Below are 15,817 nucleotides of genomic sequence, written 5' to 3'. Positions count from 1 at the left end.
GCCAGGTGCCGCAACTATAAATAGAAATACAAAAATGCTACGTCAACTGCTAAGATATGTCCCAATTGATACAACATGTTAATAATAACCTGTTTGGTCAACTCTTACGTCATGTTTTCAGCGGTAGGCGCCCCTTTGCACGATCCCGGCATTTCGAGCTCCTCGTGGATACTGAATCTGCGGCCTGCGGAACCCGGGCAGCCGTCGTTCGTCTTTTTTCCGCATGCGGGCGGATCGCCGCTGTCCATCGTGCGGCTGGCTGCTGAACTGCCCCGGCATGTGGGCGTGGCGGTGCTGGCGCTGCCGCGCGGCGGCGGCCTCGACGATGGCGTGCCGCCGCGGCGCTGCGCCGCCGCCGCCGACGCTGTGGCGGCCTCATGGCTGGCTCTGGGCGCGCCGGCGCGGACTCGCCTGATCCTGGTCGGCAACAGCTACGGCGCCCTGCTGGCCTACGAGACGGCAAGGCGTCTGGCCCAGGCTTCGGTACCGCCAGAGCGCCTGGTCGTGTCCGGGTTCCGTTCGCCGTGCCTGAGCTGCACCGAAGCCCCTTTGCATCGGCTGCCGCTGTCCAGGCTGCGCGCCGAACTCGAGGCCCGCTATGGCAGCGCGCCGGGCGACGACTTCGAATGGCTCGATCTCGCGCAAGTGGCCCTGCGCGCCGACCTCGAGGCCTGCGACACCTACCGCCACGCGCACCAAGATCTTTTGCCCGTACCGGTCGATGCCCTGCAATTGACGCAAGATTCCTCGGTTTCGCCGGACGAGCTGGCGGCGTGGGCGCAAACGACCCGCGGGCCGTTTCGCATCCTGCCGCTGGGCGCGGGGCATTTCCCGTGGGCCTCGCAGCCGGCTGCGACGGCCCGCATTCTTCTTCAATCGGCAGGGCATGGCCGCGAGTCGCCGCTGGCGGCGCATGCCTGAACGTCGATGGATCCGACACTACAACCCATGGGATCGCGACCGAAAGAGAGTCCGGCGCGCGGCCGCAGGCGCTACGAGTAGTACGCCAAGGCACGCGGCTCGACCATCTTTCTTTCGATTGCAATCCCGCATAACCCTCATCAGCGAGGTTCGATGTGAAACGGCAACTGTGTGAACTCTTGCGGGGGCGGTTCAATTCTCCGGCTCGGCGGCTGCAGCGTATCGAGCGGGCGGCGTCTGAATTGCTTGGCATCGACGCCGCGGCGGGGGCTGCAAGCCTGGTCGGCGCGGCTCAGGCCGAGGCCCGCTCGCAGCCCGGCAAAGACCCGGGGCTGAGCCTGGTCGAACATCTGCTGACCGAACGGCTGGGCTGCTCGCGGCCGGCGCCGGGCCTGATCGCTGTGGGCGTGCTGTACCTGGTCGGCGACAACCTCGACGCCAAGAATTTCTTGCTCGATATCGAGGACGTCAGCGATCTCTCGGGCCTGACGCAGCGCCTGGCCGTCCATGCTCCCGAGCCGCGCGACGCGGCGCGCGCCGGCGCTTTCGTACGCTTCCTGCTGGATGCCTACGGCGCGGCCACTCTGCAGGATTTCGCCCGCGCCTTGCGGCCCGGCGCGCCCGTCGGCCAGGTCTGCCTCGATACCACCGGCAAGTCCTTGGCGATGATAGAGCTGCAATGGAGCGAAACCCTGTCGCATGAGCCGCCGATGCGCGGCGTGCTGCCATTCATGCGCTGGACGGCAGGGCTGCTGCGGCCTTATCGCTTTCACTCCACCATGCTGGTGGTGGGCATCCTGATCCAGACCCTGTATGCCGCCTTCATGCCGCTGTGGCTGCATCAACTGTTCGACGACGGCATCACGCCGCACAATGCCGGCGTCATATGGCGCACGCTGGCCTACCTGATAGGCGGTTTTCTGGTCACCGCCTCGGCCGGGCTGGCCATAGACTTCAGCGTCTCGGCCCTGGGGCCCAGGGCGATGGGCGATGTGCGGCGCCAGGTGTTCGACAAACTGCTGCTGCTGTCCTCACGCACCCTGAACCGCTTCAAGAGCGGCGACATCGTTTCTATTTTCTCGACCGATATGTTCATCGTCGAGAACGCGGTGGTGCGTTCCGTGGCCGGCATCGTCGGCAAGGTGTTCCTGATGCTGGGCTCGATCGTCACCGCGGTGGATCTGGACTGGCGCATGGCACTGGCCACTGTGTCGCTGCTGGCCATCGCCTTCTGGGCGCCGCGCCAAGTGGCGCGCTTCGCGGTCAAGGCCGCCTACGACCGCAAGGTCGAGGACGGCAAGTTTGCCGGCTTCATCAAAGAAACCGCCCAACTGCTGCCCGTGATCCGCACCCTGGACATCGGCGAACATCGGCGCGGCCTGTTCAACGAACAGGCCGACACGATCTACAAGACTAGCTACCGCCAGTACCTGATGGGCGAGCTCACCAGCCGCGCCACAGTGTTCTGCATCAGCGCGGCGCAGCTGGGCATCATCGGCCTGGGCGCCGCCCTGTCGCTGACCGGCACCGTCTCGGGCGGCGTGGTGGTGGCGTATATCGGCTTGCTGCTGGCCATAGGCGGCTCGGCCGGCGGCATCGCCTCGCTGCTGCCGACGGCCATCCAGGCGGTGGGCAGCTGGCAGCGCATCGAGTCGCTGCTGGCGCGTCCGGCCGACGCGCCGGATGCCGAGCGCGCGGCCGAGCCCGACCTGCCGCTGTCGCGGGTGGCTTTCCAGGATGTTTCCTTCAGCTATACGGGCGAAAGGCTGAATCTGGACGACATCACACTCGAGACCCAGGTACCGCGCCGCGTGGCGCTGGTGGGGCCGTCGGGATCGGGCAAGAGCACGGTCATCAATCTGCTGTCGCGCAACTACGATGCCCTGAAGGGCACGATTCTGCTCAACAATACCGACATACGCGATGTCGACAACCGCACGCTGCGTGCGCTGATGGCGGTGGTCAACCAGGACACCACGCTGTTCGAGGGCTCGATCCGCTACAACATCGGCATCGGCCGCCTGGGCGCCACCGATGCCGAAATCGAGCAGGCCGCGCGCGACGCCGAGATCCACGACTTCATCACCACCCTGCCCAACGGCTACGACACCGAGGTGGGCGAGGGCGGCAAGCTGCTGTCGGGCGGCCAGCGCCAGCGCATCGTCATCGCCCGCGCGCTGCTGCACGACCCGCAGATCCTGCTGCTCGATGAGGCCACTTCCGCGCTGGACGCCGAGGCAGAGGCGGCCATCAACGAGACACTGGCCAAGATCAGCTCCAAGCGCATGATGTTCTCGGTGACGCACCGGCTCAATTCCTGCCCCGACATGGACATGATCTGCGTGTTCCGCGAAGGCCGGCTGGTCGAGCAGGGCACTCACGAAGAACTCCTGGCGCTGCACGGCGTGTATGCAGGCATGTGGGAAAAACAGGCCGACATTTCCATCGACAGTTCGGGCCAGGATGTCGACATCAGCGTCGAGCGCCTGCGCAAGATTCCGCTGTTCGCCTCCGTGCCGCAAGAAGACCTGGAAGGCATACGCCACATGCTGCGCGTCGAAGAGGTGCCCGCCGATACCGTGCTTACCGTCGAAGGCACCACCACCGGGCGCTTCTACATCCTGGCCCGCGGCATGGTCGAAAGCTCGGTACTGCTGGGCGACGGCACTTCGCTGACCATGGAGATCCTCGAAGTCGGCGACTTCTTCGGCGAATTCGCGCTGCTCGAGGGTGTGCCGAACCCCACCACCTGCCGCACGCGCCTGCCCTGCATGCTGCTGTCGCTCAGCCGCCAGGATCTGCGCCATGTGGCCGATCTGCACCGTACCGCCGACGAGCAGTCCGAGCTCGAGAAAGAAATCGTGGCCACGCTCGATCGGCGGCTCGATGCCAAGCTCGAGGAACTGATCGGGCGCCGCCTGGCCAGCAAGCAGCGAGGCGCCGCGCCGCGCGCCACCGCAGACGCCGCGGGGCCGTCGGTCTGAAGCGGACTGGCGCTTGCGCCGCGGCCGCTGCGACCCTCCGCGGCATCCGCAAGGCGCACGGCACCGGGCCGTGCGTCGCACCGGCAGGGCATGATGGCGCCGCGGCTGCGGCGCAGCCGCCGTGTTGAATGTATGAAACAGTTAGGAGCGTTCCTGATGCGAGAAAGCGTCCCCGCGGCTTCCGTTTTTCTACCGCACATACTCGAACAGCGTGCCGCCGCGTCAGGTGATCGCTGGTCGTTCACCTTTCTCGACAGCCAGGGCGCAGAGCAGTGCCGCTGGCGTGCCCCCGAGCTGGCGGCCCGCGCCCGAGCCATTGCGGCGCGGCTGCTGCGCGACACGCGTCCCGGCGAACCGGTGCTGCTGGTGTTCCAGGCCGGCCCCGAGTTTCTGTCGGCCTTCATGGGGTGTCTGTGGAGCGGCCGCCTGGCCACGCCCATCAACCCGCCGCGCCGCAATCGGCTGATCGAGCGCCTGGTGGCCGTGGCCTCCGACTCCGGCGCGCGGGTGGCGCTTACCAGCGCCGACCAGATGGGCTCCATCGCGGAGTGGCGCCAGGCCAGCGAGCAGCTCGGTGCGCTCGACTGGGTGCCGGTGGACGATCTGGCCGACGAACCATCGCTGGCTCCGGCGGCGATCGCCGCCGACGATGTCGCCTTCCTGCAGTACACCTCGGGCTCGACGGCGCTGCCCAAGGGCGTGCGGGTCGGCCACGGCAACCTGATCCAGGATCTGGCCCGCATGCAGGCTGTATGGGCGCTGGGGCCCGAGTCCGCCATGGTGAGCTGGCTGCCGGCTTTCCACGACCTGGGCCTGATTTTCGGCCTGCTGCAGCCGCTGTACTCGGGCTGCGCCTCGGTGCAGATGGCGCCCAATGCGTTCCTGCAGAAGCCGCTGTTGTGGCTGACGGCGCTGACGCGCTATCGCGGCACGCATTCGGCCGCTCCCAGCTTCGCCTATGATCTGTGCGTGCGCCGCATCGCGTCCGAAGACCGTGCCGGCCTCGACCTGAGCAGCGTGGCCATGACCATGAACGCGGCCGAGCCCATCAACCCTGCCGTCATGGATCAGTTTTGCGAGGCTTACGCCCCGCACGGCTTCCGTCGCGAGGCCTTCTGCCCGGCCTACGGCCTGGCCGAAAGCACGCTGGCGGTCACGGCCAACCCGGTGGGTGAACCGCCGGTGCTCAGCTGCTTCGATGTCGACGTACTGGCCGAGGGCGGCGTACAGGTGCTGCAGCCCGGCGCGCCCAACGGCCGCATCATGCCCGGCAGCGGCAAGGCGCTGCCCGACGTGCCGGTGGCCATCGTCGACCCCGAAACGGGCCGGCGCTGCGCGCCCGACCGGGTCGGCGAGATCTGGGTCGGCGGGCCGACCATCGCCGGCGGCTATTGGCGCCGGCCCCAGGAAACCGTCGACACCTTCGGCGCCGTCATCGCCGGCGAACCCGAGGCCGGCCCGTTCCTGCGCACCGGCGACCTGGGCGCGCTGGTGGACGGCGAGGTTTTCGTCACCGGCCGCATCAAAGACCTGATCATCCTGGGCGGCGCCAATTTCTATCCGCACGATATCGAGCGCGCCGCCCAGAGTTCCCACGCGGCGCTGCGGCGCGACAATGGCGCGGCCTTTTCCGTGGACGGCGCCGCCGAGCCCGGCGGGCGCGAGCAAGTCGTGCTGGTGCAGGAACTCGAGCGTTCGCATCGCGGCGATGCGCCCGAACCCATATTCCATGCCATTGTCGAGTCGGTGTGGCAGAACCTGGAATTGCCGCTGGCGCGCGTGGTGCTGGTGCCGCCGGGCTCGGTGCTGCGCACTTCCAGCGGCAAGATCCAGCGGCTGGCCAACCGCCGCGCCTACCTGGACGGCAGCCTGCCGGTGATCGCGCAATGGGCGCGGCCGCAAGCCCCGGAAGCCCATGCCACGGCCGGCACGGCCCAGAGCGGCCGCGGCCCCGCCGAGGCCCCGGCGCTGACCGTGTGGCTGACCGGCTGGCTGGCGCAGCGCCTCAATCTGCCCGCTCTAACCATAGAGGCCGGCCACGGCTTTGCCGAGATGGGCCTGGATTCCATCGGTTCCACCGAGCTTGCCCTGGCCCTGGGCGAGCACATAGGCACCGAACTGCCCGAGACGATTGCCTACGATCACCCGACCATTGCGCGCCTGGTGGCGCACGTCGCGGGCAGCGGCGCCGCGGCGGCACCACCCGTATCGGTGCCGCCGCCGTCCGCAGCGCCGGCGCCGGGAAGCGACCTCGACGATATACTCAGTTCCATCGAGCGGGGCGAGGCATGAGCAATGATGATTCCGCCGCGCTGCGCGCCCGGCTCGCCCGCCTCGACGCGGATCAGGTAACGCGGCTGGTCACCGGCCTGCAGCAGCGCATCGATGGCCTGCGTGCGGCGCAGCAGCCGGCGCAGACACCGCAGATCGCCATCGTGGGCCTGGCCTGCCGCTTCCCCGGTGCGCCCGACGCCGCGGCGTTCCGCCGCCTGCTGGCCGAGGGCCGCGACGCCGTCGGGCCGGTGCCGGCGGGCCGCCCCGAAGGCGCCGCCCTGCCGCCGGGCGGCTATATCCAGGACATCGACCGCTACGATGCCGCCTTCTTCGGCATGCGCGACAGCGAAGCGGCGCACATGGATCCGCAGCACCGGCTGATGCTGGAGGTTGCCTGGCACGCGCTGGAAGACGCCGGGGCGGCCGATCCGCAGCGCCGCGCGCGCGCCACCGGCGTGTTTCTGGGCATCAGCACGCACGACTACGAGCTGCGCTTCCATGGGCCCGGGCCGGGCTTCACGCCCCTGGCTACCACCGGCAACGCGGCCAGCGCGGCGGCCGGACGCCTGGCCCATCTGCTGGACATCACCGGGCCGGCCCTGTCCCTGGACACCGCCTGCTCCTCCTCGCTGGTGGCCGTGCACGAGGCCTGCCGCAGCCTGCAACGGGGCGAATGCGACATGGCCATCGCCGGCGGCGTGAACCTGCTGGTGGGCGACGACCTGACCCGCGGCTTCGCCGCTGCGGGCATGCTCAGCCCCAGCCATGCCTGCCGCACTTTCGACGCGACCGCCGATGGCTACGTGCGCGGCGAGGGCGCGGGCTTCGTGGTGCTCAAGCGCCTGGCCGATGCGCAGCGCGACGGCGACCGCATCCGCGCCATCGTGCGCGGCGGCGCCGTCAACCACGACGGCCGCGCCAGTTCCCTGACTGCGCCCAATGCCTCGGCGCAGGTGGCGCTGGTGCGCGCGGCGCTGGCCGATGCCGGCCTGCGGCCGGACGACGTCCAGGTGGTCGAGTGCCACGGAACCGGCACGCCGCTGGGCGATCCCATCGAAGTCCAGGCCCTGGCCGAATCCTACGGCACGGGCCGCAGCCAGCCCTTGCTGCTGGGCGCGGTCAAGACCAATATCGGCCACCTCGAGGCCGCCGCCGGCATCGCCGGCCTGATCAAGCTGGTGCTGGCGCTGGAATCCGGCACGCTGGCGCCGACGCTGCACCAGTCCAGCCCCAATCCGCGCATTGCCTGGGAACGCCTGCCGCTGCGCGTCATAGACCGCGCGCAAGACTGGCCCGGCGGCGCGGCGCGCCGCGCCGGGGTCAGCAGCTTCGGCTTCAGCGGCACCAACGCCCACCTCATACTGGAAGCGGCCGAGGTATTGGATATAGTTGCTACGCATGCATCGGGCATGTCCGGCGTAGCAGAGAGCCGCAAGCCTGGCGGGGCTGATACAGCCACCGTGCATACTTCGGGTATTTCCGGTGCGTGTGCAGCGGATACGACGGGCGCCGCGGCATCGCATGCTGCCGGCCCGGTGGTGCTGCCGCTGGCCGCGCCCGACGAGCAGGGCCTGGAACGCCTGGCCGCTACACTGGCCGAGTGGCTCGCAGCAAGCGGCGCAGACCTGCGCCTGGCGGCGGCCGGCATGGCGCTGGGCCGCAGCCACCACGCCGTGCGCGCGGCCGCCATCGCTGCCGATGCGCCGGCCATGGCCGTGGCGCTGGGTGAAATCGCCGCCGGCGGCACGCCGGTGGGCGGCGCCCGCGGCAGCGCCCCCAAGGCGGCGCCGCGCATCGCCTTCCTGTATACCGGGCAGGGCAGCCAGTGGCTGGGCATGGGCCGCGATCTCTACGAAGAAGATCCCGTGTTCCACGCCGCCGTGGATCGCTGCGCGCAGGTGGTGGATCCGCTGATCGGCCGCTCGCTGACGGCGGCGATGTTCTACGAGGGCCCGGCCGAAGACCTGGCCGACACGCGCCTGGCGCAGCCCGCCCTGTTCGCGCTGGAATACGCATTGGCCGAACGCCTGGCCGCCTGGGGTGTCGAGCCCGACGTATCCATAGGCCACAGCCTGGGGGAATGGGTGGCGGCATGCCGCGCCGGGGTGTTCTCGCTGGACGACGCTTTGCGCCTGGTGGTCGAGCGCGGCCGTGTCATGGCCTCGGCCGCGGCTGGCGGTGCCATGGCGGCCGTGTTCGCGGGCCCGCAGGCGCTGGATCAATTGCCGGCTGATGTGCGTGCAGACATAGACCTGGCGGCCGTGAACGCGCCCGACGAGTGCGTGGTGTCCGGCCCGGCCGCCGCGGTCGAGGCCGCCTGCGCCGCGCTCGACGCGCAGGGCGTGGGTACGCAGCGCTTGCGCACCACTCAGGCCTTTCATTCGCGACTGATGCAGCCCGCGCTCGGCGCCTTTGCGACGGCGCTGCAAGGCGTGCGCCTGGCGGCGCCGGTCGGCGCGGTCGTCTCCAACCTGACGGGCACGGCGCAGGCGGCATTCGCCACTACCGACTATTGGGTGCGCCACATCCGCGAGCCGGTGCGCTTCGCGCAGGGCATGGCCGCCGTGGCCGACACGGGAGCCACGGTACTGATCGAAATAGGGGCTGCGCCCGCGCTCACGGGAACGGCCAGCCGCTGTCCCGGGTTCGAGGGGCGCGGCGCGGTATTCCTTGCCACCTTGCGGCGCAACCAGCCTGCGCGCCGCACGCTCGGCACCTTGCTCGCCCAGTTGCACGTGGCCGGCGTGCCCTTGCGTTGGGACGCGGTATTCGGCCCGGCTACGCGCATCGATATGCCGGGCTACCCCTTTGCCGACCGGCGCCATTGGCTGCCGGCCCTGGACTGGAGCGGCGTCGGCGCCGCCGCGTCCGAGGGCACGGGTATCGCCGCCGCGGGCACTGCGCCGGGCCTGGCACCAGCCAATTCCGCGGCAGGCGCCGCCACGGCGGCGCAAGCCACGCAGGCCGCGCAGGCCGGCGGCAGCCCGCAATCAAGGGCGCAATCCGACGTCGATCCGCGGCAGCAGATCGCCGCCATGCTGGCCCGCGCCCTGCAGTTGTCCGAAGCCGATGCGCAGTCCGATCGCAGCTTCCTCGAGCTGGGTGTCGATTCCCTGGCATTGACCGAGGCGGTGGCCGCGCTGGAGCGGCGCTGGGCCATTGCCATCCCCCGCCGCGCGCTGTTCGAGACGCTGGCTACGCCCCTGCGCCTGACCGAGCATGTGCTGGATGCCAGCGCGCAGGCCGCGGGCGCTGCTTCGAGCGCCGCGGTGCCGCCGGCCGCCAATGTCGCGCATGGGGCGGCCGGCGTTTCCAGCGCAGTTGCGTCGTCCGCCGCGCCGTCGCCCGCAACCGTGGCGGCCCAGGCCGGCGCTGTGCCGCAGGGTGTCGCGGCGGCCTCGCTCGCCGTTCCGGCCTCCACGTCACAGGCAGCGGGCGCCACCGCGGCGCCTGCCGTCCCCTCGGTCGCAACGCGGCCTGCGCCTGCCGCCGCGCTGCCGGCCATGTCGCCGCAGGCCCTGGCCGGGCTCGAATCCTTTTCCCGCGCCTATATACAACGCAGCCGGGGCTCGCGCGGCCAGCGGCTGGAGTTCGGCCCGTACCTGGCCGACAGCCGCGCGGTAGCCGGTTTCCGGCCGGAAACCAAGGGCATGCTCTATCCCATAGTCGGCGCGCAGGCGGCGGGCAGCCATCTTACCGACATCGACGGCAATCAGTACGTCGATATCGCGATGGGCTTCGGTGTGCAGTTGTTCGGCCACAGCCCGGCCTTCGTCACCGAGGCCATTGCGCGCCATATTGCCGAGCGCGGCATGTTCATAGGCCCGCAGGCGCACCTGGCCGGAGACGTCGCGCAGCGCATCTGCCGCCTCACAGGCAATGAGCGCGCGGCATTCTGCAATAGCGGCACAGAGGCCGTGATGTCGGCGCTGCGCCTGGCGCGCCACGCCACGGGACGCCAGCGCATCGCCATGTTCCAGGGCTCGTATCACGGCCACTTCGACGGCACTCTGGCGCAAGTAGGCCCCGGCGGCGCATCGGTGCCGCTGGCCGGCGGCACGCCGCCGGCCATGGTGGGCGACGTGCTGCTGCTGGACTACGGCGATGAGCAGGGCTCGCTGGAAATCGTGGCCCGCGAGGCGTCCAGCCTGGCCGCGGTGATCGTCGAGCCCGTGCAGGGCCGGCGGCCCGACCGGCAGCCGCGCGAATTCCTGCAACGCCTGCGCGCCATTACCCAGGCCCTGGGCGTGCCGCTGATATTCGACGAGGTGCTGCTGGGCTTCCGCGTGGGGCTGGGCGGCGCCCAGGCCTGGGCCGGCGTGCGCGCCGACCTGGTCACCTATGGCAAGATCGTCGGCGGCGGCCTGCCCATAGGCGTGGTGGCCGGGCAGGCCCGCTATCTGGACGCGCTGGACGGCGGCGCCTGGCCCCTGGACGGGCCGGGCGCGCCGCGCGACGAGCGCACCTTCTTTGCCGGCACCTTCAACAAGAACCCGCTGGCCATGGCGGCGGCGCGTTCGGTGCTGGAATACCTGGAAGCCGCGGGGCCGGGCCTGCAGGAAACGCTGAACCTCCGCACCACGGAATTCGCGGCGCGCCTGAACGCCGTGCTGGCGCAAGAGCAGTCCGGCATTTCGGTGCATCACTTCGCCTCGCTGTTCCGCTTCATCGGCGCCAGCGACCTGTTCTACAACCAGATGATCCAGCACGGCGTCTACGTCTGGGAGGGCCGTACCTGCTTCCTGTCGACCGCCCATTCCGACGCCGACCTCGATCTCGTCGAACGGGCCGTGCGCGACTCGGTGCGCGCCATGCGCGCCGCGGGTATGCTGGGCGGGGCGGCGGCGCCCGCTTCCGCGCCCGCATCCTTGCCGGCACAGGCCGTTGCCGCTGCGTCCGCAACGGCGGCCGCCGGAATGCATGGGGCGACGGGCGGCACACCGGTTGCGGCCAGCGGCCCGGCAGGCTCCGGCGTCGAGCAAGGCGTGGCCTCGGCCCCGGCCGATGAAGAGTTCCTGCCCACCACCGCCGGGCAGCAGGCGCTGCGCCTGCTGGCGGCTTTCAGCCCGCAGACCTCGGCGGCCTACAACCAGTCGCTGGTGCTCGATTTCAAGGGCGCGCTCGATGCGGCCGCGCTGCAGGCCGCGCTGCATGAAGTCGTGCGGCGCCACGAAGCGTTGCGCACCACCTTCCCCGAAGACGGCGCAAGCCAGGTGGTGCATCGTGATCTGCCGCCGCGCGTGCAGGTGCTGGATCGCGAAAATGCCGATGCTGCCACCCTGCAGGCCTGGATGAGCCAGGCCGTGCTGGCGCCCTTCGACCTCGAACGCGGGCCGCTGGTCGCTGCCTGGGTGCTGCGCCTGGCCGCCGACCGGCACCGCCTGGTGCTGGCCATGCCGCACCTCGTCACCGACGGCTGGTCGATGCAGGCCATGGCGCTGGAACTGGCCGAGCTCTACAGTGCTGCGCGCGAAGGCCGCAACGCCGGGCTGCCCGAGCCGGTTCCCTATCGCCGCTATGCCGAACATACCCGCGCCCGCGCCGAGCTGCCGGAAACCGCAGCCTATTGGCGCGCGGTATACGCGACGGTGCCGCAGGCGCTCGACCTGCCGGCCGACAGGCCGCGCCCGGCCCTGCAGGGCTACGCCGGAGCGCGCGCCTTGCGGCGCCTGCCGGCGCCCTTGAAGCAGGCGCTCGAGGCCTACGGGCGCCGCACAGGCGGCTCGCTGTTCGCCGTCTGCCTGGCGGCATACGGACGCATGCTGGCGCGCCTGTCCGGCCAGGACGATCTGGCGGTCGCGATTTTTTCCGCGGGCCAGGCCGAGCTGGGCGCCCCGGCGCTGCTGGGCTATTGCGTCGGTGTGCTGCCGCTGCGCATCGATGCCGGTGCGGGCGTGTCCGACGCCGCGCTGCTGGCGGCCGTGCAGCGCAGCGTGGCGCAAGGCATGGCGCATCGCGACTATCCGTATGCGCGCTTGCTGAAAGACCTGAATCTGCGCCGCGATCCGTCGCGCCCGCCGCTGGCTTCAGTGTCCTTCAACCTGGATCGAATGGAAGCCCCGCTGCGGTTCGCCGGCCTGGATGTGGCGGTCGATGCCAATGCCCATGGCGCCGTACGCTGGGATCTGAACTGGAACATGACGGCCGGCGTCGACGGGCTGTGCATCGAGGCCCATTACAACCGCGAGCTGTTCGACGCCGCACGCGTCGAGCAATGGCTGGATATGTACGCCGGCATACTCGAGTCGCTGGTGGCAACGCCGGGCCGGGGGCCTGGCGGCGGTGCCGGCACGCATAGTGGCATGGCCGCCGGCCCCGGGCCTCTTGCCGCGGCAGGTGTCGGTTCCGGCACAGCCGTGGGTACAGCCGCGGGCGCCGTCGCCAGCACAGGCTCGAGCCCCATCACCGGCACAGCTGCCGGTTTCGGCGCCGCCGTCGAGACCCTGGCGCAGCGCGTCGCGCGCCATGCCGCGCAAACGCCGCAGGCGCCTGCCGTACGTGACGCGCACGGTACGGTCGGCTACGCCGAACTCGACGCCATGGCACAGGCGCTGGCCTCGCGGCTCGCCCAGGCGGGCGTGCACGCTGGCGACCGCGTGGCCTTCCGATTGCCGCGCGGCCTGGGGCCGGTGGTGGCGATACTGGCGGCGATGCGCCTGGGTGCCGCCTTCGTGCCGCTGGACGAAGATCATCCCGACAGCCATCACGCCTACGTGCTGGAAGACAGCGGCGCCAAGGCGCTGGTGGTCGAGGCGGGCACCGCCTCGCCGCTGGCCGGCGTGCCCGCCGTCGCCTGGGAGCGGGGCGGCGCCTTGGCTGCTGCGGCCTCGCAGCAGCCCGCCGCCGCTGCGCCCGCCGACATCGCCTATGTGCTGTACACCTCGGGTTCCACCGGGCGCCCCAAGGGCGTGCTGGTGCCGCAGGGCGCAGTGGCCGCCTATGTGCAGGCCATGCTCGGCCGCCTGGGCCTGGACGGGCCTCTGTCCTGCGCGATCGTGTCGTCCTTTGCCGCCGACCTGGGCTATACCTCGGTGCTGGGCGCCTTATGGAGCGGCGGTGCGCTGCACGCGGTGGATGCCGAGACCGCCCGCGACCCGGCCGCCCTGCAGCAGTGGATGGCGCAGGCGCCGGTGGATGTGATGAAGATTGTGCCGGCGCACCTGGCCGCGCTGCTCGATGCGCCGGGCGCCGCGGCGCTGCTGCCGCGCAAGGCGCTGCTGCTGGGCGGCGACGTGCTCAGCTGGAAGCTGGTCGACCGCATCCGGGGGTTGGGCGCCGCGTGCCGCGTCTTCAATCACTACGGCCCGACCGAGACCACGGTGGGCGCTTGCATGATCGAAGCCACGGCGGCGCTGCGCGCCGCGGGCGAGCATGCCGTGCCCATAGGCCTGCCGCTGGACGGCTACGGCGTGACCCTGGTCGCTGCCGACGGTACGCCGGTGGCCGACGGTGCCGAAGGCGAAATCGTCATCTCCGGCCCGGCGGTGGCCAGCGGCTATACACGCCCCGAAGCCGCGGGGGCGGAACGCTTCGGCCTGGATGCCCGCGGCTTGCGCTGCTACCGCACGGGCGACCTGGGGCGGCGCCGGCCCGACGGCGCCATCGTGTTCCTGGGCCGTGGCGACGACATGGTCAAGATCCGCGGCCATCGCATCGAGCCCGCCGGGCTGGCGGAGCTGCTGCGTTCCTGCCCGGGGGTGCGCGACGCGGCGGTATTGGTGGAACGCCACGAGGGGCGCGAGCCTTCCTTGCTGGCCGTGGCGGCCGGCGAAGCCGAGGCCGCCGCGGTGCTGGCCTGGCTGGCGCGGCAGGTGCCGGCGGCCATGGTGCCGGCGCGCATCATGGTGCGCGCCGCCATGCCGCTCACGCCCAACGGCAAAATCGATCGCCAGGCCTTGCTGTCGGCGGCGCCCGGCGAGGCGGTTTCCGCCGCTGCGGCGGCCGGCAGCGGTGCCGCGCAGGCGCCGGCCGCTGCGAGTGCAACGACCGCCGGCGAGGCGGACGGCCGGCTTGCGGCGCTGCTGGAAATCTGGTGCGCGGTGCTGCAGCAAGACGGCATAGGCCCGGACGATGACTTCTTCACCCTGGGCGGCGATTCCATCATGGCCATACAGATCGTCGGCCGCGCACGCGCCGCCGGCATGGCCCTGACGCCCACCCAGGTGTTCCAGGCGCCCACGCCGCGCGGGCTGGCCGCCCTGGCGGTGCCGGCCGCCGCAGGGGTGGCGGGGGCCGAGCCGCTGGCCGGCCCCGTGCCCTTGACCCCCATCCAGCACTGGCTGCGTGAAACCGCCATGCCCGATCGCAAGCGCTGGTGCCTGAGCGCAGTGTTCCAGACGCCCCAAGCCGTCGATGCTGCGGCCTTGGCGGCCGTTGTCCAGGCCATGATCGAACGCCACGATGCGCTGCGCACGGCGGTCGATCTGGACGGCTCGCCCGCCTGCCAGCAGGTGCGCGCGGCGGTGCCCCTGCAGCTTTGCATGCGCGATGCTACGGCGCTGGACGGCGCGGGGCTGGCCGATGCGCAGGATCGCCTGGCCGACGAGTTGATGGGTACCATCGACCTGGCCGCGGGCCGGGTGCTGGCGGCGGGCGCGCTGAAGCTGGATGCCGGCCGCGGCACGCAGATCGTGCTGGCCGTGCATCATGCCGTGTCCGATGTGGTGTCGTGGTCGGTGCTGGCCGACGACCTGGAGGCCGGGCTGGCCGGTGGGCCGTCGGCGGTGCGCGCCGGTGGCACCTCGTGGTCATGGTGGGCGCAGGCCTTGTCGCAGCGGGTAGCGGCCGAAGCAGCCTTCCTGCCTTATTGGTCGCGCACGGTACGGCGTGCCGCCGGCGCGGCCGGTGTCCCGGTCGACGACGCGGCGCGGCCCAACCGTGAAGGCGATGTGCACGAGTTGCGCCTGTGTGTACCCAAAGAACAGGCCGCGCAGTTCCTGGCCGGCATGGCCTCGGTGTATGGCTTGCGCGCCCACGAGGCGGTGCTGGCCGCCGCCGGCCTGGCGCTGGCCGAATGGGCCGCGGGGCCCCTGGTTCTGGATCTGGAAGGCCATGGCCGGCAGCCCTTCGACGCGGCCATAGATCTGTCGCGCACCGTGGGATGGTTCACGACGCGTTACCCGGTGATGCTGCCGGAGGTGGACGCCGAGCGCCTCGACGACTGGCTGCTGGCCCTGAAGGAAGGGTTGCGGGAAATTCCCGAACACGGCATGTCTTACGGCGTGCTGCGCTATGGCGGCCATGACGAATTGCGCATCGAGCCCGAAGTGTCTTTCAACTTTGTCGGCGAGCTGGGGCAGTTCGGCGGCCGCGACGTGTCGCTGCTGCGCCTGGGCGCGGGCCGTGAGCGGGCGGAAAATGCCGCCCGGCGCCATTTGCTGGCCTTCGACGGCTGGCAGGACGAAGCCGGCCTCTGGCTGTCGTGCCGCCATGCCGCGCGGCACGGCGAGGCCACCATCGCCGGCCTGCTCGAACGCGTCCAGGGCCAAGTGCAGCGCCTGGAGCAGGCTTGCGCCGCGGCTTCGGCCGCGGTCTATACGCCTTCGGACTTCACCGGCATGGAATTTTCTCAAGGCGAACTGGATCAATTGATGGGGGAACTTGGCGATGCCGATGAAGAGAACTGAGCCCTTGCCCGC

At 70.7% G+C, this 15,817-nt stretch carries 4 protein-coding genes; all 4 read left to right on the top strand.

Translation table 11 applies throughout. The features are described 5' to 3' along the window. Window positions 1–135: 135 nt before the first annotated feature. The 4 genes from CEY11_RS09835 to CEY11_RS09820 all read left to right on the top strand — a co-directional run bounded on the left by CEY11_RS09835 (window position 136) and on the right by CEY11_RS09820 (window position 15,805). Window positions 136–921 carry a thioesterase II family protein gene (locus CEY11_RS09835; protein WP_158215261.1) on the top strand — a complete coding sequence of 262 codons (786 nt, stop codon included), beginning with the start codon at window positions 136–138 and terminating at the stop codon, window positions 919–921. 242 nt (window positions 922–1,163) lie between these two features. Then, window positions 1,164–3,905: an ATP-binding cassette domain-containing protein gene (locus CEY11_RS09830; RefSeq protein ID WP_088603179.1), complete on the top strand. Its 2,742-nt coding sequence runs from the start codon at window positions 1,164–1,166 to the stop codon at window positions 3,903–3,905. A 156-nt stretch (window positions 3,906–4,061) separates the two neighbouring features. Beyond that, the gene (locus CEY11_RS09825) at window positions 4,062–6,197 is read left to right on the top strand and encodes an AMP-binding protein (RefSeq protein ID WP_088603178.1); all 2,136 of its coding nucleotides are present in this window, start codon (window positions 4,062–4,064) and stop codon (window positions 6,195–6,197) included. Then, on the top strand, window positions 6,194–15,805 hold the full coding sequence (locus CEY11_RS09820) for a hybrid non-ribosomal peptide synthetase/type I polyketide synthase (protein ID WP_088603177.1): 9,612 nt from the start codon (window positions 6,194–6,196) through the stop codon (window positions 15,803–15,805). The genes CEY11_RS09825 and CEY11_RS09820 overlap by 4 nt, the downstream gene beginning before the upstream one ends. The last annotated feature ends 12 nt before the right edge of the window (window positions 15,806–15,817 follow it).

This window comes from Candidimonas nitroreducens, assembly GCF_002209565.1.
Lineage (GTDB): Bacteria > Pseudomonadota > Gammaproteobacteria > Burkholderiales > Burkholderiaceae_B > Candidimonas > Candidimonas nitroreducens.
The sequence above is the reverse complement of the archived record's forward strand: the minus strand, read 5'-3'. Positions and strand labels throughout refer to the sequence as shown.